General features: G+C 50.0%; 24 protein-coding genes. 6 read left to right on the top strand and 18 right to left on the bottom strand.

The annotated features are described in order from the left end of the window. Positions 1 to 83: 83 nt before the first annotated feature. The 3 genes from SH451x_RS14645 to kdsA all read right to left on the bottom strand — a co-directional run bounded on the left by SH451x_RS14645 (position 84) and on the right by kdsA (position 3,334). Positions 84 to 509, bottom strand: coding sequence for a hypothetical protein (locus SH451x_RS14645; RefSeq protein ID WP_479357727.1), 426 nt, complete (start codon positions 507 to 509; stop codon positions 84 to 86). 171 nt (positions 510 to 680) lie between these two features. After that, positions 681 to 2,468 (bottom strand): tetratricopeptide repeat protein, encoded by a 1,788-nt coding sequence (locus tag SH451x_RS14650; protein ID WP_479357728.1) that lies wholly within the window; start codon positions 2,466 to 2,468, stop codon positions 681 to 683. A 38-nt stretch (positions 2,469 to 2,506) separates the two neighbouring features. Continuing rightward, complete coding sequence (kdsA, locus tag SH451x_RS14655) at positions 2,507 to 3,334, bottom strand: 3-deoxy-8-phosphooctulonate synthase (RefSeq protein WP_479357729.1); 828 nt, start codon at positions 3,332 to 3,334, stop codon at positions 2,507 to 2,509. A 382-nt stretch (positions 3,335 to 3,716) separates the two neighbouring features. Here kdsA and SH451x_RS14660 point away from each other — a divergent pair, with 382 nt between their 5' ends. Next, positions 3,717 to 5,267 (top strand): Mur ligase family protein, encoded by a 1,551-nt coding sequence (locus tag SH451x_RS14660; protein ID WP_479357730.1) that lies wholly within the window; start codon positions 3,717 to 3,719, stop codon positions 5,265 to 5,267. Here SH451x_RS14660 and SH451x_RS14665 read toward each other — a convergent pair. From SH451x_RS14665 to SH451x_RS14675, 3 genes are read right to left on the bottom strand one after another with little or no spacing between them, the layout of a single operon-like run. Beyond that, the gene (locus SH451x_RS14665) at positions 5,264 to 5,986 is read right to left on the bottom strand and encodes a prolipoprotein diacylglyceryl transferase (protein ID WP_479357731.1); all 723 of its coding nucleotides are present in this window, start codon (positions 5,984 to 5,986) and stop codon (positions 5,264 to 5,266) included. The two genes, SH451x_RS14660 and SH451x_RS14665, sit on opposite strands and share 4 nt — an antisense overlap. 6 nt (positions 5,987 to 5,992) lie before the next feature. Beyond that, a complete protein-coding gene (locus tag SH451x_RS14670) occupies positions 5,993 to 6,499 on the bottom strand; it encodes a hypothetical protein (protein ID WP_479357732.1) in 507 nt (168 codons plus the stop codon). After that, positions 6,496 to 7,152 carry a hypothetical protein gene (locus SH451x_RS14675; protein ID WP_479357733.1) on the bottom strand — a complete coding sequence of 219 codons (657 nt, stop codon included), beginning with the start codon at positions 7,150 to 7,152 and terminating at the stop codon, positions 6,496 to 6,498. The genes SH451x_RS14670 and SH451x_RS14675 overlap by 4 nt, the downstream gene beginning before the upstream one ends. 1,208 nt (positions 7,153 to 8,360) lie before the next feature. Between SH451x_RS14675 and SH451x_RS14680 the strand changes: the two genes are divergently transcribed. Further along, positions 8,361 to 8,528, top strand: coding sequence for an SEC-C metal-binding domain-containing protein (locus SH451x_RS14680; RefSeq protein WP_479357734.1), 168 nt, complete (start codon positions 8,361 to 8,363; stop codon positions 8,526 to 8,528). A gap of 380 nt (positions 8,529 to 8,908) precedes the next feature. On the opposite strand, the gene SH451x_RS14685 is transcribed toward SH451x_RS14680, so the two are convergent. From SH451x_RS14685 to SH451x_RS14730, 10 genes are all read right to left on the bottom strand, one after another. After that, positions 8,909 to 9,196: a hypothetical protein gene (locus SH451x_RS14685; RefSeq protein WP_479357735.1), complete on the bottom strand. Its 288-nt coding sequence runs from the start codon at positions 9,194 to 9,196 to the stop codon at positions 8,909 to 8,911. 188 nt (positions 9,197 to 9,384) lie between these two features. Further along, the gene (locus tag SH451x_RS14690; protein WP_479357736.1) at positions 9,385 to 10,299 is read right to left on the bottom strand and encodes a hypothetical protein; all 915 of its coding nucleotides are present in this window, start codon (positions 10,297 to 10,299) and stop codon (positions 9,385 to 9,387) included. Between the two features lie 88 nt (positions 10,300 to 10,387). Continuing rightward, complete coding sequence (locus SH451x_RS14695; protein ID WP_479357737.1) at positions 10,388 to 10,789, bottom strand: hypothetical protein; 402 nt, start codon at positions 10,787 to 10,789, stop codon at positions 10,388 to 10,390. 218 nt (positions 10,790 to 11,007) lie between these two features. Next, on the bottom strand, positions 11,008 to 12,543 hold the full coding sequence (locus SH451x_RS14700; RefSeq protein WP_479357738.1) for a DUF6288 domain-containing protein: 1,536 nt from the start codon (positions 12,541 to 12,543) through the stop codon (positions 11,008 to 11,010). A gap of 32 nt (positions 12,544 to 12,575) precedes the next feature. Next, positions 12,576 to 13,826, bottom strand: coding sequence for a sialate O-acetylesterase (locus SH451x_RS14705; RefSeq protein ID WP_479357739.1), 1,251 nt, complete (start codon positions 13,824 to 13,826; stop codon positions 12,576 to 12,578). A gap of 442 nt (positions 13,827 to 14,268) precedes the next feature. Then, complete coding sequence (locus tag SH451x_RS14710) at positions 14,269 to 14,490, bottom strand: hypothetical protein (protein ID WP_479357740.1); 222 nt, start codon at positions 14,488 to 14,490, stop codon at positions 14,269 to 14,271. A gap of 302 nt (positions 14,491 to 14,792) precedes the next feature. Next, complete coding sequence (locus tag SH451x_RS14715) at positions 14,793 to 15,179, bottom strand: hypothetical protein (RefSeq protein WP_479357741.1); 387 nt, start codon at positions 15,177 to 15,179, stop codon at positions 14,793 to 14,795. A gap of 184 nt (positions 15,180 to 15,363) precedes the next feature. Further along, positions 15,364 to 16,158 (bottom strand): carbon-nitrogen hydrolase family protein, encoded by a 795-nt coding sequence (locus SH451x_RS14720; RefSeq protein WP_479357742.1) that lies wholly within the window; start codon positions 16,156 to 16,158, stop codon positions 15,364 to 15,366. Positions 16,159 to 16,629: 471 nt separating this feature from the next. Continuing rightward, positions 16,630 to 17,238: a tetratricopeptide repeat protein gene (locus SH451x_RS14725; RefSeq protein WP_479357743.1), complete on the bottom strand. Its 609-nt coding sequence runs from the start codon at positions 17,236 to 17,238 to the stop codon at positions 16,630 to 16,632. Positions 17,239 to 17,309: 71 nt separating this feature from the next. Then, entirely contained in the window at positions 17,310 to 18,035 is a 726-nt protein-coding gene (locus tag SH451x_RS14730) for a hypothetical protein (protein WP_479357744.1), read from the bottom strand. Positions 18,036 to 18,743: 708 nt separating this feature from the next. On the opposite strand from SH451x_RS14730, the gene SH451x_RS14735 reads away from it, so the two are divergent. After that, a complete protein-coding gene (locus tag SH451x_RS14735) occupies positions 18,744 to 19,811 on the top strand; it encodes a glycoside hydrolase family 43 protein (RefSeq protein WP_479357745.1) in 1,068 nt (355 codons plus the stop codon). A gap of 289 nt (positions 19,812 to 20,100) precedes the next feature. On the opposite strand, the gene SH451x_RS14740 is transcribed toward SH451x_RS14735, so the two are convergent. Further along, positions 20,101 to 21,090, bottom strand: a complete 990-nt coding sequence (locus SH451x_RS14740; protein ID WP_479357746.1) for a DUF4349 domain-containing protein — start codon at positions 21,088 to 21,090, stop codon at positions 20,101 to 20,103. A 319-nt stretch (positions 21,091 to 21,409) separates the two neighbouring features. Here SH451x_RS14740 and SH451x_RS14745 point away from each other — a divergent pair, with 319 nt between their 5' ends. After that, positions 21,410 to 22,198 (top strand): DUF2147 domain-containing protein, encoded by a 789-nt coding sequence (locus SH451x_RS14745; RefSeq protein ID WP_479357747.1) that lies wholly within the window; start codon positions 21,410 to 21,412, stop codon positions 22,196 to 22,198. Positions 22,199 to 22,282: 84 nt separating this feature from the next. On the opposite strand, the gene SH451x_RS14750 is transcribed toward SH451x_RS14745, so the two are convergent. Then, entirely contained in the window at positions 22,283 to 23,149 is an 867-nt protein-coding gene (locus SH451x_RS14750) for an alpha/beta hydrolase (protein WP_479357748.1), read from the bottom strand. A gap of 453 nt (positions 23,150 to 23,602) precedes the next feature. On the opposite strand from SH451x_RS14750, the gene SH451x_RS14755 reads away from it, so the two are divergent. Further along, the gene (locus tag SH451x_RS14755) at positions 23,603 to 24,835 is read left to right on the top strand and encodes an alpha/beta hydrolase (protein ID WP_479357749.1); all 1,233 of its coding nucleotides are present in this window, start codon (positions 23,603 to 23,605) and stop codon (positions 24,833 to 24,835) included. 68 nt (positions 24,836 to 24,903) lie between these two features. Then, positions 24,904 to 26,547 (top strand): tannase/feruloyl esterase family alpha/beta hydrolase, encoded by a 1,644-nt coding sequence (locus SH451x_RS14760; RefSeq protein WP_479357750.1) that lies wholly within the window; start codon positions 24,904 to 24,906, stop codon positions 26,545 to 26,547. Positions 26,548 to 26,615: the final 68 nt, after the last annotated feature.

Raw genomic sequence — 26,615 nt, forward strand, 5'->3', positions numbered from 1 at the left:
AAAAAGACGATAGCCTTTGGGAGCAATCGTCTTTCGTTTTCGCGGAATCTTGATGTAGCCTCGTCCTGGCCGTCTGCTCCAGCCTACTTGCGTGCGATTTGGCTGTCTTCGACAACATAAGGGTTATCGATCCAAGTCGATTTGCCAGTTTCAACAGCAATCACGCTCTCTGATACAGTCGTTTGCATTCGTGTTGCACAGGCAGGGCAGTGCGCACTGGGAAGTGTCGCGTGGTCAGTCTTCAACTGGACGCGGTAATCGTCACCGGCATGCACCATCGGTAAAGCGGCAAAAGGGCTCGCTCCATAAGGACGCTGGTATCGTTCGCCGTAATACACCGGCGGATAGATGGCAAAGTACGGTGGCGTAGGAAGCCGATTGCGGAACTGAAATGTGGGACCGAACACCGATCCGTATCCAAAACCGTACGCCGGATCAAATGCCTTACTCTGCCCTGCGAGCGAGCCGCAGAATGCCAATGCGGCTAATGCAATACAAATCTTCTTCATAGTTGTCGGACCTGAACGAGTGCTAGTTGCGAAACTGCGAGTGCTTACAAAGTTAATTCGCCGTCACGCTTATTGTTCGATTCAGTTCTAGACTAATTGCTTCGCCGCTTGCTTCAATCGGCACGACAAGACTTTGATCGCCGACCTTCCGGTAAGTGCCGATTATTCGGATTATTCCGCAATTTCCGGCTGTAAGATGCTTTGCAATAACCTCGCGCGTATACGATTCCCGGCTTCCTGTGGTACATCGTCCAACTTTAAATACTCGATCGCTTTCTCCGTATCGCCTTTAATTTCATAGCTGCGAGCGAGCAAATAGGTGGCATGAGGGTGCCAAGCGTCCGTTCCCTCGACTTGCAAAGTCCGTTCGTCCAACCAGTTGATAGCAGCGTCGATGTTACCGAGATCAAACTGCGCCATGCCGAGGAAAGTTGACGTGTGGTATTTGGCTGCTCTGTAAAATCCTTTCACCTGTTCGACACGCGCTGCAAATTGCTCACGCGACTCGTCCAGTTCCTTGACCACCTGCATCGCCCGCTGAGTATCCAAATCAGATGAGAGTTTGTTAAGCGTTTCGTCATCAACGCGAACACCCATGTAATTCTTGAGCGCACCAGGTTTGTCGAGCGTCGACTGAAATTGTCCTTTAAAGTGATCCTGCCGTGCCGAATTGAGCAATGTATCTGTGAAGAATGGCCCGTAGACCGCCAAGTATCGCAATGAAAACGGAGACTGATCAAAAAGTCTTCCGCGCACTGAAGCGTTGTAGGTCTGAGCTAGCAGAGGCATCGTCCACAGCTTAACACGCGTTTCGTCGAGAGCATTCACGAAGGGCTCGGCCGCTGCCGCCGCATCAACATAGATGTTCATGCGATTTTCGCCCGCCAGTGATTTTTCTAACTGCTCCATCGAACTGTCGATGGCAAATGGCTCTAGATCGATCAGTGCGATTGCGTTACTGAGATCAGTCATATCGACGGGATATTCGAATTGTCCGGGCAATTTAGCGCGTCGCAGGATGTTTCGGTCCGAACTAGCTTGTTTGAATGTAGCGATTCCTTTTTGATTCGCCCCTGGTATCGGAAGCCCCCATTTGGGATCGAACAGATAAACTTCCCCAGCGATCGGCACGCCCACCGCCCATAACAATGGACCGTCCTCGGAGTCGCTTGGAAACGCAAACACGGCAGCCGTAACGTCAACCTGTTGCAACAACTGGTTGAACACTCGAATGCGCTGCCACGCATCCCCGCGACCAAAGATCATCGTTTGCCACGGAAGCTGACGGTAGCCGATGCCCGCATCATTGATCGGAAACTCTGGGTTAGGCGTCAGCGTCTCGATGTCAGCCGGCACACCTTCCAATGCAACGTTACGCACCGTCCAATCAAACAACTTTAATGTCGCCTCCAACTTGCGTCGGTCTTGATCCGATAGCTTGCTGCCTGTCTCTTGAAGCCAGTCGTTGAAAAGACCATCTCGATAGGGCTCGCCCAGGATCCAGCCGCTAACTTGCTTCATCATTTGACATTGCAGCAAATACTCGGACTCGGGTTCACCGAATCGCATTTGATTCAAATTTTGGAGAACCGGATTTTTAAGACTGTCAGCCGGAAGAGTCGACAGCAACCAAGCTGTCCGCTCATTGGGCGGCACGGTTTTGCCTTGTGCCCAACTGTTCAATTGAAAGACTACTTCTTTTACGGCAACAGAGCGGTCCAGCCGCATGAGCATCGGCAAATACTTCATCGCTTCGCCAACAGCGTAGGAAGATTGATCTGCGGAAGATCGCGAAGTTCGTGGGCGAGACGCGTTATCCCACTTTCGCTCACAGCCGATCGCGACCACGCAGACAATGAGCAGCACGCCCCATGTACGGCTGCCGAGCCGGCTAGAGAGTCGATAGCCAGACGGCTTTGGGGAACGGCTGGAAGGGCATTTGGCTGTCACTGGGACCATGGGAACAAAATTAATGTTAGGCGAAAAAGACCGTACAGTTACGCAGAAAAGCTGGCGTTGGTTTCCCAAATCTTCAGAACTCGTCCGACGACGGCTTCAAACTGATCGAGGAATAGCATATTTGCACCGTCGCTGGGCGAGCTATCGGGGTCCGGATGCGTCTCAAAGAAGAATCCGTCGACACCCACGGCTGCCGCTGCTCGGGCCATCGGTTCGACCATCGCTCGATTTCCCCCGGTCGCACCGCCCAAGCCGCCAGGCTGCTGCACGGAATGCGTTGCGTCGAAAATCACCGGCACTTGCATCGAACGCATGATCGGTAATGCCTGCATGTCATTAACAAGCCGGCCGTAACCGAAAAATGTCCCGCGTTCGCACAAGCATAGTCCACCAGTTCCCGCTGAGGTAACTTTTTGGACTACGTACTGCATGTCGCCGGGAGCCATAAACTGCCCCTTTTTTACATTCAGCGGCCGTCCCGTTTTAGCAGCTGCGATCAGCAGATCGGTTTGTCGTGCGAGGAACGCAGGAATTTGCAACAGATCACAGACTTGAGCGGCACCGCTGGCTTGCTCGGGAAGATGGATGTCGGTGGTGACTGGGACGTCAAACTCGCGCGAAACTTTCGCCAGAACTTCCAACCCTTCATCGATTCCCAGCCCTCGAAAGGCCGTGTTGCTGGTGCGGTTCGCTTTGTCGAAGGATGCCTTGAAGATAAAGGGGACATTCAAGCTACTAGTGATCGACTTAAGCCGTTCCGCAATACTTAACGTAAGGGCTAAACTTTCGATTACGCACGGGCCAGCAATGATCACCGGACGGGAAGCATTACCGATCTTAAAGTCACGTATGTGAACTGACTGCATCTGAGTGTCTTACGGGCCTTGAAAAAAATGGAAAAGATTTCGCTTACCGCCTGCAAATTTGCTAGCAAAGCAGCGAGCCAATGATTTTATAGTAACTGACGGCGTCCAGCATAGGTGACGTCTCAAAGTATTCCAATTGGCGGTGCGATAAGAGTTGTATCTGGTGTAAATCCGTCTTGACGAGATATGCGGAATGGGACATCTTTTGCTCATCTGGCAGCAGGATGCATCTGGATCAACGACAGCAGATTTTTGTTGACGGCCCGTACCGTCTAAACCGAAGTTTGCTGCCGTTGGAACCACTGGCGAATGCAAAGATTGCAAGTCGACATTGGTTCGTGAATCGACGTAGGATGGCGTTAAAGGCACGGAGGCCCAGCCCATGAGTCACTCTCGGAAGTCACGCAATTATATTGTTTCGCTTCAAAGTTTATTTCCCCAAGCGATCATTGCCGCCGGCGATGATATCTTGGTAAAGAGTTGCTCGCGTCGAGTTCGACCGCATACGTCTGGCAATCATGCCGGACACCACGTCTACGTGACTGGCACGGATGCCAGTTCCAATGCGGGCGAAGAAGCGGAAGCCGCCTTGGCCAAAGGCGCCACGGCGATCTTGACCGATCGCCTTCTCCCGATCTCCGCTCCACAATGCATCGTCGCTGACGTCCCAGCCTCACACGCACAACTGTGTCACGAATTGCAGGATCGCCCGTCGACCAAAATGTTGACGATTGGTGTTATCGGATCGCACGGCAAAACAACGGCAGCACTTTATGCTGCGTCAATGATGAAGAGCCTGAGCGGTTCCATCGCTTACTGGACGACACTCGGTTCCACCAATCACGGCAAGACGGAAGTCAAGAAGGACGAGACCGACGCTCAATACCTAACAACATGGTTAGCAAAAGCAAGTAAGGCTGGTTGCCCCGCAGCAGTTATCGAAATCAGCGACACCATGCTGCAGTGCAAAACCGCCAGCGCACTTGAGTTTGATATTATTTTGATTCCCAGCCTGCGAGAGAATCAGCGATACGATCTTGAAACAACGCGCTTCCTAGAGAAATCGACGCTGGAGTTTTGCAAACAACTTAAGTCGCATGGCTTGGTGGTCTACAACGCCGACGACGCTAGGCTTAACCGTTGGATCCAACGCAATGATATACCAAGCCTTGGTTATGGTTTGAAGGCTGATTGTTGCGTCAAAGGCAAGTACATGAAGACGTTCGACGGTGAAACTCAAATCATGGTTTCAGCCGGTCGATCTTTAATGCCGATGGAAGCTCCCGAGTCTGAGCACATCGCTCGTCACATGTTGTCAGCCGTTGCCGTAGGTTACGCATTTGGCTTAGAACCCAACGAAGTCATCGGCGGTGTTCAACGACTCAAGAAGATTCCCGGCCGCATGCAATCTGTGCAGCTTGATGAAACTCGCCGTGTCGTCATCGACCGCGCGGACCAAGCAGACCGCTTGGCCGTTTCCATGCACGCTCTGAAGAACCAAGGCAGCCGCATCATCGCCGTCGCAGAAATTCCCCATACTGCTACAGCAGCGCAACGAGCTGCCTTTGGACGAGTGCTTAGCCGAACAGCTTCCCGAGTTATCCTAACACAGTCGCGCACATCACTGAATGTGGGTCAGCGTTTGACTTGGGAAGTCGTAGATGGCTGCGATCGCCCAGCGGAAATTGAAATCATGCCCAACCGCAAGGCAGCGATTGAACTGGCTATCCGCGAAGCGAATCCTGGCGATCAAGTTGCATTGGTCGGCATGGGCTCGGAAACATGGACACCGCCACGTGAGAAAGTAGCTCTACGCGATGACGAAGTAGTCGCAGACGTGGTTGACAAGATCGCTCGTGAGCCGAAGAAGACCACCCCCATGCCAATCGCGGTTGAACGAGCTATTCCAAACCTCCGCATCTACAACGGCTAGTTCGTATTCACGGTTGCTCGATTTACGCTCGCGCCGTCGCGATACCAAAGTACGATGAAGACGGGCATCATTGCCAAACAAAACCATTGATAGACCGTGAGCCCCAGAAGGTAATGCGCTTCGGGCCGTATAAATTCGGTTGCGGAGCGAAACGCTAAGTAGCTAAGAATATACAATTTCGCAATCTGCCCTTTGTAAATCTCATGCCGAATCAGAATCGTTGCCAGCAGCGCCATTGAAAAATGGAACGCGGACTCATAAAGTTGCGTCGGGTGCCGCAGCACATCGTCCGCAAAAGAACAACGCATTGCCCACGGCAAATTGCTCTCGATGCCATAACAACAGCCAGCATGCAAGCAGCCGAGCCGGCCGATGGCTATCGCCGTCGCAATGGGAACTACATACGAATCTCCAGTTTTGACCTTTATGCCCAGCGTCCACTTGGCGAGTTCCACCGCCAAGTACGCTCCTACCATGCCGCATACAATTGTCTTACCATTCGAAAACCAGACACTACCATCGACAAGTCCCGGCCAATCCGAAAGTGCAAACGGGAGTTTTGCTCCCAACATGGCACCGCCAAATGCCGACATCCCCAACGCGAATCGATGTCGATTCGTTAACTGGAGCGATCTTTGCGTGCGACGCAGCATAAGGGCAGCTGTCGCCACCGCAGTTAGCATTATCAATGGATAAATTGAGCCCGCGACGATTTCCATAACTGTTTAGGATTTCACGATCGCATTGGCACACATCGCCGCCAGTAACGCGAGCGCTGCAATCGCGAGGATCCCAATCGCACCTACCGTGATTGCAAAGGACGCCATCAATGTTACGAATAAGCTTCGTGGTTTGAAATCGCCTGTGGTCCCTAGCTGTGTCAGTGCACGCGTTCCTGTGATCAAGAAGGCTGGGCCAAATAACACTCCATAGGCCAACAGCAAACCCGGAGAAATGGAGGCAACGCCGATCGCGAGCAGCGTTGCGACGATCATGCACGCCGCAAGGAGCAGGGTGAAAATTATATCATAAGGCGAACTCGCTCTCGGAGCGCTGGAACCAACTTGTGGTACAGGCATGGCCGCATAGGGATCCATCTTGTTGAGTCGCGAACGGCACATCCAGCATACGTTCTTATCGGTATCGCAATCGGCTCCGCAAACTTCGCATTGGCGAAGAATCCGAGCAACTGGCAAAGCTGCAAGGTGGCTCGCTTTCGCATTGTCACTCATCGAGGTTGCTCCTCATTTGCAAGATTCAATTTTTCCAAGTGCTCGTATCGCGACAAAAATTGTTCTGCTGCAGATTGTACCATGCGCACAAGTTGCCCCATCGCGATCCCAACAGCTGCCAGACTTACGAGTGTCATAAGCTGCAGGATGGGTGGGGTCGTATGTGAATCGTTAAACCATGTGTCGTCCACGAGTCCTACTAGCATTTCGTAGCTAGCCATTGATCCGAGCGTGGCTAGCCAAACGAGTGGCAAACTGAATCGTAGCGTTGATAGAGCAATAACTACAAAGTAGCAAGTCACGATCGGGCTCGCCGGGCCGCTACTCAGCGCCGCCACTCCAGTCACCAGCGATAAGTCCAGAAGGGTTGTCAAATACTTTAGACCGGCTGGGTAGAATCGCTGCCCAAGTGCGATCAAAACAATCAGCGAAACGCAAAGTCCACCGACAGCGACCCCAGTGACTTGGCGATGAAAGAGAAGTTCGCTTTCTGTACCGGCGGACCATTGTAAGTGATGTAACAGATGCAATGCGTAGAAAATCGCGATGAGGACGATGCGCACAAGAGCGACCCGCAATTCGCCTTCAAAAGCTTGCCAGCGTTTCGTAATAAACCAAGATTTTCTGCCAAGCTCTTTATTCGACCGATCCATACAGAATTTTACCGTGACAAGTTGAGGTCCACGTATTTGATATTAGCATTCACGATTACCTGTTTCGCGGCTGACTCTGCTCGCCAAAGTCAAAACGGGATAGTGACAAGTCTAACGCGTCACTGACATTGCGTCACGCCTGGGTTTTTCCCAACCTGACCAAATTTAATGCTTCGGATCACGGACCATGCAGGACGAGTTAGAAGTTCTGTCTTCGCACAGGGGACTAAGCTCGGCAAAAGCACAAACCGCCCTCACAAGTTCACGCCAATGCTTACCGTTGATCGCGTTTCATTTATGCCGTTGGCAATTCGTCAATCGCATTCTTCCTGAGATTGTCGCCGACGTTGAATAGAAGTCTGAAATGCTTGTCAGCGATTATAAAGAGTCTGAAGAACTAATTCCTATGAATTGTTGCCAGCAGCATTTGCAATCGCTTGCAAAAACGCACGAACTTCTCAAACGCAACCCGTAGCCCATGCAAGCCAAGCGTCGCGCTCGAGTGCCGGAACGCATATCGAATATGTCCCAGCCGATCATCCGGGGTCAACTGGTGCAAGGGCCTCCGTGGATGGCACCTCTCTTTTTGAAGGCCGCTTCTGGCTGAACGCAAAAGTTCAGTATTCAACCACACAGGGACGGCAAACTCGAATCACCTTAAGCAGCGGCGGGCTGCTGCCATTCGTTGTTTGGCACTGCCGACCGATCACCAGCGACTTTGGCAGTATATTAACTGGGGCTAAAACTTCATCGCAGGCGCAAAGTTGCCTCGTTAAGAAGTCACTCTTATTCTTAGTGATTCGACCAGGAATGTCTAGAACTTCTTCGCTCCCGACCAGGCAGTAATTATGAAAATCCAACCCTGATCGAAAGTGTCTGAATCAATTTTATCTTCTGGCGAGGGAGTAAGTTGTCAGCGGTAAGGTTTTTGCCAAAAGCGTGAACTTTTGGTCTTTCGCTGCTCTCTATTTTTCGCAGCCCAAAGCTCGTGACCGGTGCAAATCCGGTCATCAGCTCTGAAGTTTGAACTGCCGGTTTGGACTACATCATTGAAAGCGAAACGTCTGATCCATCATTTCGTTCAAACGAAACTTTTGACTTGCTGCTGTCTAAAGGACGCGGCGAGTCATTTTTTATCCGTCATCGATTACCAGTAAGGAGCTCTATCATGCGCGACAATACATACGAAGATTCCTGCTTTCGAGCCAATGAGTAAGCGCAAACGCGGCTTCCCATCGGAAACAAAAGTCAAACGCGGCGTCCGCATCGTCCATGGCGACAAGTTGCTCGAGGAAAAACTCGGGCGCAACGATCCATGTGCGTGCGGAAGTGGGAAACGCTACAGGAAATGTTGCTTGCGTTCCGGCCGCTTTTGACGGCTCCAATCGCGATGAATACTTTTAGAGAAAAGGACTAAGCGAAAATATTGCGACTGCCGATTCAGACTACATGGTAAGAGCACTTCAAATGAAGAGGTCACAGGTTCAAGGCCTGTCCACAGCCGCAAGGGTTGTAGGTAGCTCAGCAACAAAGTCTGGTTCAATGCTTCGTCGCAACTTTACGATGAATTGACTGCCCTGGTTGGAGTACATCTGTCGTGAGTTCGAATCTCACCGATACTGCAAATGTGTTGTAGCTCAGTTGGTAGAGCAATGTCTCGAAAGCTCTGATCTCACCTTCGTCAATTCACTTTTTCACCCATTTCCAGCCGACGGCCCAGACCTTTAAAGCGCACATCGCGACGACGGAATCTTGATCATGCCTTCCGCGTCGCAAACCGAACGGAGCCTAAGACAATTGCTGCCAAAAGACCTCCACCTAAACCAATAGTACCGCAGAACATTCCATAATCGATGTAAAAGCGACCCTTGGTAGTTCCACCAGAGAGTATAAAACAAAATGCGAATCCGATCGCGACTCCGACCATGCCACCGAGTATTACTGTCTTGATCGTGAAACTCAGTACACGAAACACTACTGGCAATGTACGTTCCCTATGTGTTGTCGGAACAGTCGATCTTGGTGGTTCAAATGGATCGTTCATTTTTATAGAATCACAACAACAAATCGATGTCAAGCGGCAACTCACGCCAACATGTACGAACAATATTTTAAGAATTATCCGTCCCATTGCGTGGTCAACGTAATACAGGATGCAGCCGATCGCACTCAGGCCAAAGCATGCGTTAAACGTTGCCAACTCTCTTTAGTTCTTTGCGGTATTGCAACTTGTTACTTTGCAATAGCACGTAGAACTTCGATGAACCGGAGATCTTCTTTCCCAAGCCCGGCGTGGCTTGCTTCCGTTGACGATTTCGTGGCTTCGTCAAAGATATCTAAGATTGCCGAACTTGTTAGGGATAGCCATCTGCGATGTTCATCAGACACTTCCGACTGGATATAGCTGTGAAGCTCTAACATTGGATCGAACTGATCTTCGGTCGTAGCCAACGCCCGAGCTAAAATCGTCAGAATTGGGTTTGTAAAACATTCAGTCTCCGATCCCTGAAATTGCGTGCGGACATCTTTCTCCGCTTGCTTAACCCTACGTTGCATTTCAGCATGACTGAGCGATTCTTCGGCGATTCGCAGTCCATACTTGGATGCAAACATGCCCAACGAAGGGATGAGTGATTTGGCGGCAATCGCTGCTCCCGCCAATGGGTTAAAGACTGCAACCAGACCACCAATTAGAAGTACTCCGCCAAATACTTTGTCATCCAGCGAATCAATATAGTCGGCGATCTCCTTTGTCCGTTCTGACAATGTCTTCCGCTCAGATGGCTTGGCTAGTTCTGTAGCACGTGCCTGCTTGATCAACAGGTCGCGTAACATAGCCTCGGCGTCAGGATTGGGTAGATGAAGTATCCGTCGTTTGGGCAACTCATTGATTGGCGGGACACCGTCGGGCAAGCAGCGAGAAATATGAAGGACGTATCCATCGCACGAACGTTTATCCGGAATGAGAAAGTAATGTCGTTCGTCAAAGCTTTGGCTAGCATCTCCGATCGATGTCGAGCCGAACAGTTTCAGATTCCCAATCATCTGAGAAACGTAACCCACACCAGCACCAGACATCTGCCAACCACTTGATAACAAGTTGTAGCTATAGTCAGCGGTTTGTTTAAAAAGATTTCGAATATCCATCGCCAAAAACAGTCCTGAATCTCAGGTCAACGTGCTCCCTTACCTTCCATCAACATCACACAAACAAGTGAACAGGAATGTTCACTTGTTATTCATTCACAATGAGTGGCCCAACCAGATGTTCGACAACGCGCTGGCCATCAAGAATGAATTGGTAGCAGCCTCCATCTATCGTTGTCGATTCATCCTCATTGACGATGCATTCGTTTAGTACGATCCCTGGTTTGTTGCTTAGCGATCCCATTGCATAGCTTTTGAGCTTCATGTTCCACTTGTCGCCGATGGCGACGACATCGAAATGAAACTCCGCAAGTGCCTCATTGACGCTTATCACCAAGCGAGCATTATCTTGCTGACCTACCTGGATCCTTGCATTCGATAAACCTTGTTTACGGAAACATTCACGAATCGCATCGCAAACGTTAGTAGACTTAGGTAACAAGCGATCGTAGTTTGTCTGGTATTCAGGCGAGTACCGTCGGTGAGGCATGATGCATGATAGACCAAATTGCCAAGGCGATGTTTCGCCAAGCGAGAATAAGAAGGGCATCTATTAGGCGTGAAAACTTCGATTAGCCCGTCAGCAAAACAAAAAGATTGACAGGTGTGCACCGTGAAGGCCCTACTTCTAATTCCGTCATGAGTCTTCACGCGATAGAAGATCAACCGATAGTAGGCGACGATCCGACGGTACAGTGGCAGTGAAACTCACCGCTTTGCAGGAAGTCGGGGCTCTTTTCCCGTGATCACCAGACTCTGTTTGGGAATTGCAAAGATAAATGCGACAACACACGAGGCGGTTTTACGAGCATCGGAATCGTAGCCGGCGTTGTCGCGATTGGGCTGATAATAGAACGTCCCATCGGTGCATTGTGACATCGTGAACCACCATTGATTCGCATCCATTAGCTTGCGAAAGCTCACAGGATCGATGTTTGCGGCTAGAGCCGTATACGCCATGCCCATTGGTGGCGAGCCATGAGTATCGGGGAAGCTCTGTGGATGCTCGCCAATCACCTTCGCGTGGAGCATGGAACGCTCACGGTAGATCGGGTCGTCGAAAGGACTGAGAAAGTTGGCTATGCCGGCAGCACCGGTGCGCCCCATGTCGGCCCAACCGTCGGGCGGCCCACCAACAGAGTCGCCGTACCAGACATATCCGTTTTGACCGGTTCCTTTGCGCAGGAATTTATAGGCGGCCTCGTGCTTTTCGCGATCGACTTCGATACCACAGCGTTGCAGCAGCGAATAAGCAATCGCACCTTGGCCAGTTAGCATCGCGATGGGGCCATAACCCTCAAAGCCTGGATTATGCCCCCAGCCGCCGTGAGAACTTTCAGGGCCGGTCGGATATGAGTCTGGGTGCGAGTCTTTCGCCTTTGGATTGATCTGGGACATGTGTAGATACTGAGCCTTTGCAAGCTGATCATGAACCTCCTGCAGTTCTGCTAGCACCCATTTTTCCCCTGTCGCCAAGTAATATTCGCTGACGACGATCGCCGCGCTCATGTATTTCCAATTCACTAGCCCGTATCGATCCTTGTCCTTTGACACCGTCTCACGACAATGGAACTGGACATTGCGTTTCACGGCCGACATGTACCTCTTCTCTCCACTCGCAAGTAACGCTAGAGGTGCAAACGTGTTGTGCACTGGATCACCAAACGACCCGTCTTCTGACTGCTGCTTGATGATGTATTCCAACAGTTCAGAGAGAATCTTGTCTGATTTCGAACAATCAGTAGGATACGTTGCAGAATAAGCTCCGTACCCTTTACTAATGTCGAGCACCACGTTTTTTGTTTCTGCTCCACGACGAATGGTGAGCAACAGTTTTCCGTCGCCATCACTGCTCTGGCATTGCTCAAGCTCATTCGCCATTTCCAACACCGGGCCGTCGGCACCAAACACACTTTCACCGTAGCCATTGCGATGAGGCTCCTTGAACAACTGCCCGCCTGCGCCGATGATTAAGTCGTCCGCCTGGATGTGATGGCTGGCTGGAGAATGAGGAAAGACATACCGTATCAACAACGACTTCGGCTCTTCTTCAACCAGTTCTGCTCGCAGACCGGTGAGGCCAAGGTTGAGGTACCAGCCAGGCACTTCGGAGTCCGGCCCCGAGTCGGCTCGCTGAGCCCAAGGACTGAAACTATCGAAATAGTGCACCTGTGCCAGAAGTGGACCTCCAAAGCATAGGAGCGAGAGAATTGCGAATCCAAGCGCGCGTAGACGGACAACCATATTTCTGGTCCTTCGATGTTGAAAATAGTTTTCTATCGGTTCAGCATTTGAAGATTGGCCTCAGCAAACGCTTTGCCCATCGATGCAAAGGTCTTCGCGCAACCAAGGTAGTGATAACCTGCGTTGGACGCGCCGCGTTGCCAGAGTCTTACTTCCGTGGGCGATATGAGTTCCGCTTCGTACTGCTTCAGGTATTCACCCTTCTGCCGCTCTGTCATGCTTCCATCTGCATTCGGGTGCCCCTCGTGCTTTGAATCCAGGAAGTATTGCATCTGAGCGATCTTCTCGCGCTTCTCATCAATGTTTCCAAGTTCATTCGACCAGAACGGCGCCGTTTCGACAGCGAGTACATTGCCGCGGAATTCTGGCATATTTGCAGGTGCAGCCATTGCCTTTCGGAAAGCTAACATATCGGTAGAACTGTTGTTAAGCCCCCCAACTCCCATCACACCAATTACAAATGGAAGGTTGGGAGCGGCAATGTCTTTGCGTACATCGCGAATGAGATGTGATAGCAACTCTGAGTAGAGTGCGAAGCGGTCGGGCGAGGTATCGTCAGGGTAAACATGACCATCGACCATATCGTTAAATCCCTGAAACCACACAAAGCCGGCAAGTTCATAACCCCGGTCGGCGTTGTAACTCGGGATCACCTGTTTAGGATCTGCCAAAACTTTCTTTACATGCTCGATCATCAATCGATAGTAAACGCCCGTTGTTTCAGCCTTTTCAACCTTCCACTGTTCGAAGTTTTCTGGGATGCCATGACCTTCTTGCTTGGGATAGTACTCCTTCTGAAAAGAACTAAGTTGATACTCTCCCGCGCTTGGCGATCGGAAATCGGTATGTAGACTCTTGCCTCCCCAGGCTGTTTTGATGATCAGCACTGGCTCATCAAACTTGGCGTCCATGGTCAGGCCGAAAGTAAACTCCGGTCCAATTTTTTCTCCCAGCATGCCGGGAGAAACACCCCAAAGTGATCCATAACCAGCGGTGAGCTTGCCCGCGACGATGGAATTGTCTTTTTCACCCGCAGTAAGATATGAGATCCACGCACCGTCGCAGACTGTCGACTTCCCATCCTCACGTCGCATTTGTTCGAGCATGGGTGCAGTCTTTGGATCGTCACCTATGTAGTCGAACGTATCGATATGTGCATGACCTTCCATGTTCGATTGGCCTGCAAGAATAAATACTCGCACCGGCGGCAACTGGGTTTCAGCTTTCAAGACTGTGCAGATGCTAAAGTTAAGCAACGCGGAAAGTAGTAACACTTTTGTCATTGTGTTTTCCAGTATCCAAAAGCAAACTCGAGTTTTCCGAAAAGTCACTCCGCCAAACTACAAAGATACATGACTGCGATGAACAAAGAAAGTTGCACCCAGTTATAGATCTTTCAAATCTAGCGCCAGACGTTCTACGAGTCATCTGGCACTTTATTCAGGATTGCACAAAGGATGAAGGAGCCAGCACGGATTAAAGAGATTTAGACACGTGCTGAATACTGGTATTCATCCGTTAATGGCTCTACTTAAAATGCTGTCGAACTCGGGTATGCCGCAGGGGAAGAAATTCAACATCTCCAAAAGCAGCGACCGCGTACAGTGAGGTTCGAGTGACGGTCGGTTCGTCGGTCACGATCGTTTGAGCGCGAGCTCGATCGCCCCGGTGCCAGGCAACTTCTAAGAACATGGCGGTTTTTTCCGCCAGATCTTTGCTCCTCAACTAGATGTGGAACTTGAGTTTTGGCCAAGATTCAAATCCGTACTCGCGAGCAATTGCATGCTGCGCTGTCGCTAGATTGAACTCTGCTGAATTGCTAGACTGTTTCGCTGCGATACGCTCGCAGGCAGACTTTTCACCCGCCTTGGCTTCCTTCAGCAACAACTTAGCCTGTTGCTTGAGATGATCTAGGTGAGGGCGGTCCGGTAAACTGTGAGTCGACATTGTCGACCTCCTTTCTCGTTTGCCACATATGGGCAATGAACCTGCGTCCGCTCAACAGGCAAGAAAGAAGGTGTAAGTATAGACCTTCTATTGTCAGATGAACTTCAGTTCTTTCCGCGGACTGGTGGCGATCTGAGACGCACAAGGAAATCGTGCTCACCGCAAATTAAAAAATGCAGTCCGGATAACGAATCATCAAGCAGAATTGCAGGCATGCTCGAATCTATCGCCACTCCAAATCAATTCCAGTTTCCATCGATGTCAATTAACACACAAGATGCGGCTAGTCTACCCTGGTCTTCTTACCCGACCACCAAGGTCTTGTTTTTGCTGTCGAATAGTCGCACCTTGCCACAGGAAATGTAATAGTCACCGTTCAGCGTTGTAAATCGCAGTTTCGCTCGACCTTCGTCCCAAACAATGCTCGTCTCCAACAAAGCAGTAGGAAGTGTCTGTACATCGGATTCATAATCGGAGACGCCATCGCAGAGCAGAAGATATTCACCAAACGATATTACGCAACGGTTGCGGAAGCACTCCGCTTGTTCAATCATCAAGCCACGCACGTCGCACTTATCCCAGTATGCTTTCAATTTTTCTACGTTGTTTTCTGGCGGCTCGTCCATGGTTCCGAATTCATCTAAACAAGTTCTAATGGCCGATTTATCAGCTAGATGAACTAATGGCATTGACCTATTTTGTAGTTAAAACGGCAGAAGCCGCACTTTGGGGACTATTTGGAGCAGCTGATTCTGTTCTCATGGTCGATCTTATCATTTCATCATTGTCTCGTTCGACGGTAACGGCATCGTCGGTGGTTATCGGCGCCTCGTGGCCAAAACGTTGTTCTACGCCATTGATCGCGTAGCGGCTTCAAATCCCAGGTTCGGCTAACAGACGTTTGGCAAGAAAGCCTGTTGCCCTATCGACCTGGATATCCGCGTAAAGGATGCCTTCTTTACCATAGGGTTGATGTGCTACTAGCTTGCCATCGGGATCGGCAACAGCGGAAGTTGTGCTGCTGCCTTTGAGTGCACAATTCACAGAGGCAAAGTAGCAAGTGTTTTCTGCAGCGCGACAGAGCATGGCCTTTTCGTGAAATGAATTACTTGGATCAGCAAAGCTCATCGGCATATAGGCAGCATCTTCGACAATTTCAAAGTGTGGATGAAAAACGACGTTGGCACCGTTTCGGACCGCCCATCGTGTTGTTTCTGGATATCGCCAGCCTTCATGACAGATTACGACACCAAACTTAAAATCACCGCACTGAAAGATTTTCCGTGTTGAGCCAGCACGGTAGATGGATTCTTCCGATGGATCGAGCTGCACCTTGTCTTGAAAGCCGGCGAGACTACCGTCGGAGTTTGTGACACGGGCTGTTATTCGTAAAATGCCATCAACAAGTCTCTCAGTACCGAGGACGACCGTTATCGAATGCTTGACGGCATGAGCATCGATTTGCGACCATGCAATGTCGAGCCAGTCTTGGTCCGGAGGTTGAAGTGTAGTTCCGATGCGGTAGCCGGGCACGTAACACTCCGGAAAACAAATGATGCTTGCTCCGCCAGTCGCCGCACTGCAAATTGTGTCGAGCGCAAGACCGAGCGATTCTTCCCTCGTCGCCGGGACTCGCAGATTAGCCAAGGATATTCGAGTGGTCGTCATGGTAATGATGTTTCCGTTGTGTTTAGCAGAGATCGCTTTCAATCACCTAGACGCCGCCAAGTAGTTCTATTTCCAAAGTGCACCATGTCGAAATTCTGTGCAACGCTTCGTACCCCGACGGTCTCGTTTACTATGCAATGGTTCAGTTATTTCATCAATAACAGTTCTTCCATCATTCCGGAACGACAAGTGTGCGGTTGAAAAGCAAGCGAAGTTTCGCGGCCAATCCGATGCCAATTAATGTAAGCCCGAACATGAGACCGTGGACCATGATATCTGATTCGCCAGAGCCAGCGATGTTCAGATTGCTTGTAAAATCAGCAAGTCGCAAAAAGTGTAATCCTAAGACAAGGTAGCCGAAGGCCTCCTGAGAAGAAGTATTTTGATCGGCAAAGGGTAATAAACGATTTTGTATCGCTACCAATTATGCTTGAATCGCCAATGATAATCTGAACAGGAATTGTTCTTCGCTCAATGCCCAATGCCTCGTTCGGGGGCATTTTTGTTAAGGATATCGAGTGCTTTAGTCACGTCTTGCAGCGCGTCTCTTGCGTCCTGATATTCAGCGTCGAGCGCGAGCGCTTGTTCAAAGCAGTGTCGAGCTTCGGCCAAACGTCTCTGCGACCGCAGAATCAGGCCGAGGTTGTGGAATGCTTCGTCAATGCAGCCGTCTTTGCATTTTGTTGCTGTTCGGTGTGCGGCCTCAGCGTCGGAAAGACGACCCAACCGAGCCAACACCGCGCCGCGATAAATGTGGTATGTGGCATCATCGGGTCTGAGACGAGATGCGTCTTCGTAGTACTGACATGCAGAGGTCAATTCACCCCGACTCTTGCAAAGATCACCAAGAAGTGTAAGTACGAAGTATTTTTTGTCATCGGGTGTGTGACGCAGCGCTCTTTTCAAAAGATCGTAAGCGTTCTCGTATTGAGCTAAGGCCGCTTGAACTGTACCAACACGCACCAGCACCGGGGCATCGTCTTCGTTTGAAATAAGTACGAGATCTGCCAAGGCTACAACCGTCGCGAGTTGGTCGGCGTCGTATGCATCAAAAAGTTGTTGACGGCGCGAGATATTCATTTACGGACAGAACGTAGTTGTAATAACCGAGTTGTGAGTCTTAATGTTCATTTTGGCGGGTCACCCAGCTACTACTGCTTCGGTTCATTAGGGGGTTGAGCATCGCTAGCGTGAATTGTAGACCATGGGACGACGACGCGAGTGCAGACGTCATCTCTAAAGTGATCATATGATAGAATCATCCGAACAACGAGATTCCGACCATTTACCGCTGAAATTACATTTGGTAGGGTACTCAAAAACTCTGGCAGGACACGACATGCTTCGTTCGTATTTCGTTCCACCAGCAGGTCTGATGAAGACGGGAGCGGAAGAGCAGCGTGAATCGCATGCTCGTCATTCGCTTCGAGGAAGAACACAACGCCGTAGTGAATGAAGGGCTCACCATCGAGGAATTTTTGAGTCAATGTTTCAAGCGTCAACTCCAGCGTTGGAAGTAGTTGCTCCTCCGGTGTAGTTCTTGGAATTCTTGGCGGCAAATATGGATTAACAACCAATTTTTGCGAATAGGACGAACGAGCCTTTTCCGTTTCCGCGATCCCGAAAGAAACCGGTTCAACGAAAAGAAATCGTGCAGGCGCTTGTATGACCTTTTTGGTTCTCGTCCATGCGAAGGGTGAGTTCCACTGCTCAGAAAACGCCGAGAACACGAATTTCAGACCAGTAAGAGTAATTACTATTGCAAACCCGAAGTTGAACCAATCTTCCGCATCGCCAAGCAACTGATACAGACCCATTGCGACGAAGAAAACACCTAGCAAAAAAGCAGCCACGTGAAATGACGTTCGTGTTTTCACAACACTTACGTTTAAATCTTCGCGCGTTTCGGTGGCCATTAAAGTTGTCGCAGTTTCTATACAACGTTGGCAAAGGATATCGATAATCGAGCGGTGTTCAGCCACGTTCCCATCGGAAAGCGGCCTAGATCCATCGGTTTGTACGTGCTCAATTCGCGCTGATCGGTCGCAGTGTCCAGTTTCCCAGTCGCTTGTGGACCCCTTGCGACAGTGTGACCGAACAGAATGCGAACGCAAAATTTTAAAAAGGAAAACCCATTCCTATTAACGCACAACAGAGCAAGATTGTATTCCGTGGGAGGGCAAGATACCAGACGCTGATCAAGACAAGCGGCAAAGACGTACAGATAACCGAAATGAAAGTACTTGTCTCCATCCACAACTGTACGTTACAGACGGAACATCGGTGGACACGAATCGAATTGCAGACTCTCCAAGGTTCGACGTGTGCATCGCAAACACGGCCACGATTGCGGAAATTGCTGATAGTGCGTTTTCGTGCACGCATCCCCAGGTGAGGTGATTTTGCCGAAGCGTATGGATTTTCATCAAGCATAATTTCGTGCACTGCAGTCTGCTTCACTCCAATACCAGTATCGTTGAAAGGAGTGCTTGCGACGACTAAAATTTAGACATGCGTTTCGAAGTACTAATCTATATTTGAATCGCACGTCACGAATTCACAGCTTATTCTGAAACGACTTGTTCATGAGCGTCGCTTTTTTCCGCGTCTGCGTATTGCTTTGCTTGGTCTCCGCTTCGATCACAGCTTGCGCAGACGAGCAACTCACAACTCAGCATCGAAGTCAGATACGGGTTCGCGACCCGTACATTTTGGCCGACGAGCAGTCGCAAACCTATTACTTGTACGTCTCGACGGCGAATCGCTACACAACTGAAGCTCTTAAGTTGGGCGTCGAACAACAAGGCGTCGACGTTTACTCGAGCAAAGATCTGGAGATGTGGACAGGTCCAATGAACGCGTTCGAGTTGCCTGAGAACTTCTGGGCCGACCAAGCCGTTTGGGCTCCAGAGGTTCATAAGTATCGCGACAAGTACTATATGTTCGTTACCTTCACTTCGGACAAGCCTTTAGAAACACCCGTTGGACGGCCACCGAATGTAAAACGCGGGACACAGATTTTGGTTGCTGATAGCCCCGTCGGGCCTTTTCAAACGTTTGCCAACGAGCCACAAACTCCCGAGTCCTGGATGTCGCTCGATGGTACTTTTTGGTTGGAAGACGATACGCCATGGATGGTCTTCTGTCATGAATGGATTCAAATAACCGACGGATCGATGGAACTTGTGCAGTTGACCAACGATCTTTCTAAAGCTGTTGGACAAACCAAGACACTCTTCCACGCTTCTGAAGCAGACTGGGTTCGCTGCCGTGGCGACATTGGCGAAAAGTATCAAGGTAAGCGCTATCATGCCTACATAACAGACGGATGCTTTTTATTTCGGACCAAAACTGACAAGCTTTTGATGATCTGGTCCAGCTATGGCGAACAGAAATATGCAGTGGGACAGGCGGTTTCAACCACCGGTAAGATCAACGGACCTTGGGAGCAGATTCAAGAGCCGCTATTCAAAAAGGACGGCGGCCACGGCATGATCTTTAAAACGTTCTCGGAACAACTAGTGCTTGTAATTCACCAGCCGAACCGCGAAACAGAGCGAGTCCATTACTTTGCACTGGAAGACTCCGGCGACCAGTTGAAACTAACCGGCGAGATACTAGATTTTGCGCAGGAGAACAAAAAGAGCAATTAGTGCATCGTCAACAATAGAAGTAAAAGCACTGGAATTCGTGCGCGAGCTTCGGCTCCCTCGTTCTGAGAAATGCGAGCGAACCACTCGCGAGCGATGGGTTTTGATCTTCGTCGAGGATGCGAATCTTACGTGTCTCGTAAATAGTTCCATCGTCGAATCAGGACTCTTGAGATGCGACGACATTTGCCAGGAAACCGACGACCGCGACAACGACAGGTAAAGATGATGAGCGAGTAAACATGGTTGATGAACCTCATGCAATCGTAATGAGACCAAATAACGAGGAGAGCTAGGCCGGCATGGACGCTTGCTTATACCTCCTATAGGCTCGTCGGCGGACAATTCGATATACGATCCACGTCACAAAGCATAACGGACCGATCACTACGAGCCACGGCAGGAATGATATCACACCTACTGATACGTTTGTTAGGAATGTTTTCACGTTTTGGATCGAATTCCCCCAAGCTGCCGAAGTCATGCTGGCGTACGTAACTGGTTCGGGCGGCACAAACTCCTTCTGTTCGCGAAGAAAAATCGTGATGGTTGCCAAAGATGTCTTATTGCCCAAAAGACGTAGTTGACCTTCGATTCGTTCGATCGTTTCTCGCACGCGTGCAAGCTCGCGTTCGATTTCGAGGATGTCAGAAAGTTTTCCACTGCGATCTTCAAGTAATGCAATGATCCGTTCCTCAAGCTTCCGTGAGTTCACTAGCCTTGCTTCAATGTCTACAAATTCGTCGGTGACATCTTGCGTCTTCTCTGCGATCTTTTCGATGTGTCCCAATGACTTGACTTCTTGCAAAACCTCGCTGTATGTATCAACTGGAACGCGTATGACCCACGTTCCATGGCGAGTCGATTGAACCGCGTTATCTTGATCATTCGAAGCGACGAATCCGCCGCTACGATTCAAAATTCCCGTCAGTTCTTCCAACGAATCGTCCAACCGCTCAACAACTAAACGTAGTGTCGTATTGTAGATTAGCTTTCGATTTGCAGCGGGCTTTGATTGGTCGCGAGTAGCCTCAACAGCATCACTTTGCACCTGAGTAAACCTGCCGGGTGGATTCGAAGCCTCTGCTGGCGGCGTTGCACTGCCGTAGCCACTCTCGCCAGCTCCATAACCGGAACCATAGCCACCGCTGGCACCGCCATACGCGCTGGAGCTTGCGCGATCAGACACGATACCCGAAGCCTTGTTCACACCGCTGCCAGAATCACAACCCAATAAAGTTAGAGTTGTGAGTAGCAGCCCTGCCTTCAGAATCTTCAACATGATTTCGCCTGCGTGAGATTTGCCTTGAAAAGCGGATCGGAGCACTTTTTGTGCGCGCGATCTTAGCACTCATTGTAACGATTAGAAAACAGCGCCGCACACTTTACCACGGCGAAGTATTCAATAGTCGATCAACTTTTTTAGCAGGCCGCACATTGTGGATATCCAGGTGATATAATATTCCTTCCGTATCTTTACCGCTCGGGCTCGATCGCTATCGCAAAGACGAAAGAAAGCGCTGCGCGATCTGCATAAATCGTTCGGCCGACTCCCAGTGGTATCGTTGGTCCTTTTCTCTTATTCAAAGGTGGAAACGAACATGAAGCGACTAATTCTCTCGCTAGCTCTGACAATTGCTACTTGCACAACATCGTTTGCTCAGGAGGCCGCTGACACGCCGAAGGCTACAGAAACACCAAAGGCTGCTGAGTCCAAAAAAGCTGATCCCTCTGGCACATGGAAATGGCAACGTGACAACGACAATGGGACCGTGCAATTGTCTGTCAAGTTAAAGCTGGAAGGCGATAAATTGACAGGAACTTTCGAAAGCAAATGGCCAGAAGGGTCAGCGTTCCCGGGTGCAAACGATCCGGTAGAAATTGAAGAAGGGAAACTTGACGGCGACAAGATCTCTTTCCAAGTCACTCGGAAATTCAACGAGAATGAATTTGTCGTTCATTTCACTGGCAAAATTGAAGGCGACACGATTTCCGGCAAGCAAGAAATGGAGTTCGGCAACGGCCCACAAGAATTCGAATGGAATCCTAAACGCAGCGTTGCGCTCGAAGCATACGCAGGAAAATGGAAAATTGCCTTCGAAGGCCCTAATGGCGACAAGATGGAATCAAAATTCGATTTGACGGTCGAAAACGATAAGGCGAAAGGCGTCTATCACAGCGGTTTCTTCGGAGATTCAGAGCTCAAAGACATTGAACTGAAGGATGGGGCGATGCACTTTAAAGTAGTCTTCAATTCCGACCAGGGAGAGTTTCCTATCAGCTATACAGCGAATTTGAAGGGCGATGAACTTTCAGGCACCATTACGACTTCGCTCGGTGATCAAGAGAATGCTACCGAGTTTACCGGTACTCGCGAGACAACAGAGTAACCGTCTTTGCGACAATTATCATAGTCGTCTTTTGCTCTGCAAAAATGTGTTGCAGGCGGCGCACTTTTGCGATGCGAAAGGCGACTATTTTCCTCGAGGAACATTGTCAATAAAGTCGTTGAATACTCTCAAGTATTCGCTAGTTATCCAATCGTTGTGGTCAGAATTCTCAAGCGTAAAAAACTGCTTCGGCTCGTTAGCGGCAGCGAAAAGCTTTTTACCGAGCGACATCGGAATAGTGCCATCACTACCGCCGTGACTTTGCAGCAGAGGACCGCGATATCGTGCGATCAGTCGAGTCGATTCGAGCTTGTCTTTTGCTACCAACCAAGAGACCTTGGGGAAGTGAACGTCTGCGATATCGCGCAGCGACGAAAAAGTGCTCTGCAGGATCAGTCCTCGGGGCGCAGACTCAGATGCTAACTGTACGGCGATTGCGCCTCCGAGCGACTCTCCCATCAAGAGCATTTCGGAATCTTTGACATTCGCTAGTTCACGCAATTTTGCTCGTGCGGCTCGTGCGTCCTGTAAGACTCCTTCCACCGTTGGCGTTCCCTCGCTCCGTCCATAGCCACGGTAATCGAAGATGAATACCGTCAGTTTTGCTTGTTGCTGCAGGTAACTCAACCAACCCGCGCGGCTGGCGACATGACCAGCGTTCCCATGCGAAACTAAAAGTACTCCCCGCGGATCGCTGCTCGGACAGAACCAACCATGTAGTTTGGTGTTGTCTTCAGCGGTGAAATAGACGTCGCGAAAATCTAGAGCCTTGGGTTGCCAATTCCCCGATGGGTACTTCTCTGGAAAGAAAAGCAGGAATTCGTCGATCGTCTGCGGAGTCGCCTCGATTTCCGAACTGAGTTCGATAGAGTCTTGCGACAAGCCCAAGCGAGGCATTACCACGCAGTGCAGTATAAGCATGATCGTAATAAATCGCGGCCCGCTTTCCATCTGAAACAGCTTTTCGTTGAAGTTGTCGCACTATCTTCCAGCCCCAAGACGCCTCCATTTTAACAAACTCGCTGGGCGCGATGGACTTAAACCGGAAGTTGCTTATCAAAAACGAATTCTCATTCACAACACAAACCCGCTTCAATCGGATAAAACTAACTTCTCCCGCCTTGACTTTCACATAGCCGACTATTGAAATAGTACGTATGCGTAATTTCAGCCGTACGTAATCAGACCGTTTGGCTGGCCTTGAGAGCGAAGCGTGTGGAAGTCAGCCTCTACAGCTACTTCGCAGGTTTGCGTAACGTTCTCTGCCTAAAATTTAGGCGGACAAAGTATGGGGCAGGTGGAACGACTAGCGAGTTATGTCAGCTTCCCGCGAACAAACATCGCTTTGTTCGGATTACCATCAGTGTTTCGATTTATCAAATCTTGAAAAAGGAAAATCTGCAAATGAAGTTCTCTCGAATTTTTACTGTGGCGGCAATCGCAGCCTCTAGTTCATTATCAACCGGCATTTCTATGGCCCAAGAAAAATCGTTTACCGTCAAGCTAGATCCTATCGTAAATGGAGCAATTGAACTTGATCCTGCATTACCAGAAGATGGAAAGTACGAAGAAGGGACCGTTGTAACGGCCCGTGCCAAACCTGAAGCGGGCTATGCTGTCGACTCGGTTTACTACGCAATTCCTGGCCGCTGGGGCTCGATGTTCCATGAATCGTTGACTCCCGAAGCAAAGATCACCATCGACAAGGATAAGAGTATTGGTGCTTCGTTTATCAAATCCGAAGAGGTCGATCATCTGACCGTCAAGCATAACATCGTATATGCGAAACCTGGTGCGAAAGAGTTGAAGTACGACGCTTACTCGCCAAAGAACGCTTCCAATCTTCCGATCATCGTCATCATCCACGGCGGTGGCTGGTCGAGCAACGATGAAGACATCATGCGTGGCCTTGCTCGAGAGCTTACGAAGGGTGGTAAGTTTGTCGTGTGCAGCATCGACTATCGATGGGTCGGAAATGGAGATGGAGATGAAAAACCAAACTCGATGGCAAACTTGATCGAAGATGTTTTCGGCGCAATCGCACACATTATGGAACATGCAAAAGATTACGGTGGTGATGCAAGTCGCATCGGAGTTACCGGCGATAGCGCGGGAGGTCATCTTTCAGCATCCGCAGCCATGCTAACTGAAAAGATCGGCTCTGGCGGCTTTGGAGAAACAGAAGGAGTCTACGAGTTCAAACCAACTTATCTGCCAAAATCAAAGACTGCCGAGAACGTACGTGATGAAATGCTCGCAGCCATTAAAGCCGCAGCTCCTAGTTACGGCGTCTTTTCAACTCAGTCATTGGGTGGGTTTCAACGAGGCATGTCGGAAGATGCGGCCGGTGCCACTGCTCCGCAGAGCCATATTCCCGAAGCTTCCAAGCGATCCGTTCCGCAATACCTTACTCGCGGAACTCTCGACAACTTAATCAGCGATGAAGCGGTCTCATCGTACGTTACTGCTTTGCAAGAAAAGGGACAGACCGTCGTCTATGATCAGATCGAAGGGGCAGGGCACGCTTTCTTTGACTGGAAACCTAACGATCGAGTCAAAGCAACTTTCGCAGAGTACGGTGTCCCTTACGCAGCGAAAATGAAGGCTTTCTTTGAGACACACCTTTATCAAGAGTAGTGTTCGACGAAGTTCCTTGATTGTGCATAGCTAACCTTGAACTATCCCCGGAACGTACTTTCAGAACGATGACGATAAACAAAGTCTGCTCTTTGCTGTCAGCAGTTTTAGTTCTGTTGAATGTTCCTGCTCGAAACGGTTATGCGCAGGAGCGGGCGATAGTTCAATCGGTAGAACAGCGGATCGAGCGTATTCGACAGCTCGATCTGCCATCGGTCCAGTTTACAACGATCAATTTCGTTTCAGATGGCAGCGGTGCCGGTGGCAGAAGGGCAGGTGCACCCGATCTGCCGAATTATTGTCGCGTTGCGGCTACGCTGTCACCATCACCAAGTTCCGATATCAAGATCGAAATCTGGTTGCCAGAACCTGATGCATGGAATCGGCGAATGCTGGGTACTGGTAACGGTGGATCGGCGGGCAGCATTGTCTATGGTTCACTGGCTAACGGACTGAAGCGCGGCTTCGCAACTGCGAATACGGATTTAGGTACGTCCCCGCGCGGTGAAGGACCAGTCGGAAATCTCGAGAAAGCAATTGACTGGGGGAATCGTGCTACACACGAAATGACGCGAGTCTCCAAGCAGGTCATCGAAGCCTACTATGGTGCGTCTCCAGAGCACGCATACTTCTTAGGTAACTCCACAGGCGGCCATCAGGCGTTGATGGAAGTCCAACGTTACCCCGAAGACTACGATGGTGTCGTCGCAGGAGCACCAGGCAATAACCGTACCCACTTGCACGCGATGTTCTTTCATAACTGGCTCACTTTACAAACAACACCTTCGGGCGCAATCCCCCGAGATAAAATTGAGTTGCTGCATAAAGAGATTATTGCGGCGCATGTCGGGCAAGATGGTGGAGCTCCGACCGACAATTTTTTGACAGACCCGCGCATTATCGATTTTGAATTGGATGCCCTGCTGGCAAAGGCAGAATCTTCGGTAAAAATCACGTCCGATCAAATTGACGTCCTGAAGCAATTTTACGCTGGACCGCTCAACCCAACGACCGGCGAGAGAATTTATACAGGACTTCCGCTTGGAAGCGAACTCAATATGCCGATCAATTCGGTACCGACGGAGCCACGAAGCACTTACATCTTCCGTTGGGCATTAGCCGATGAATTTGACGCATTCAATTTTGAACTCGATAAGGGGCTTGACCGCGTCAATCAAATTCTCGCGAACCAACTTAACGCAGTTGAAGCTGACCTCATTCGCGCACAACAACGTGATCTGAAGATCATCATGTTTGCTGGTACCGCCGATTGCATAACTCCTTATCAAGATGCCATACACTACTACGATCGAGTTATCGATCGATGCGGAAGTCTCGAAGAAGCTCAGAAGTTCTTCCGCTTTTTCGTCGTCCCTGGACTTTCACATGTTAACGGATCAGACGGACCAAGTGTGATCGGCCAGAATCTAGATGAGCATCATCCGATTGATCCTGAACATGATTTGCTTGCCGCCCTCATGGCTTGGGTCGAACAAGGCGTAGCACCTGAGCAGATTATAGCGACCAGCTTCAATGACGCTCGCGATCCTAGCAAAGGAGTTCGTGCACAACGACCTCTCTACCCCTATCCTTTGTTCTCACACTATACCGACGGTGCTCCAGAGAATCCTGAAAGCTACAAGCCTGTGGCGCATCCACGTGGTCACGTCGCAGGCACCGCGGATCGGTATCTAACAAATGATGCAAACTAGGTCGAAGGTCGGCACAAGCCATCAGGCACTTAGCCAAATGGCGAAGCCACCCCTAACAAAATTCTGGT

The organism is Njordella aestuarii (assembly GCF_056494165.1).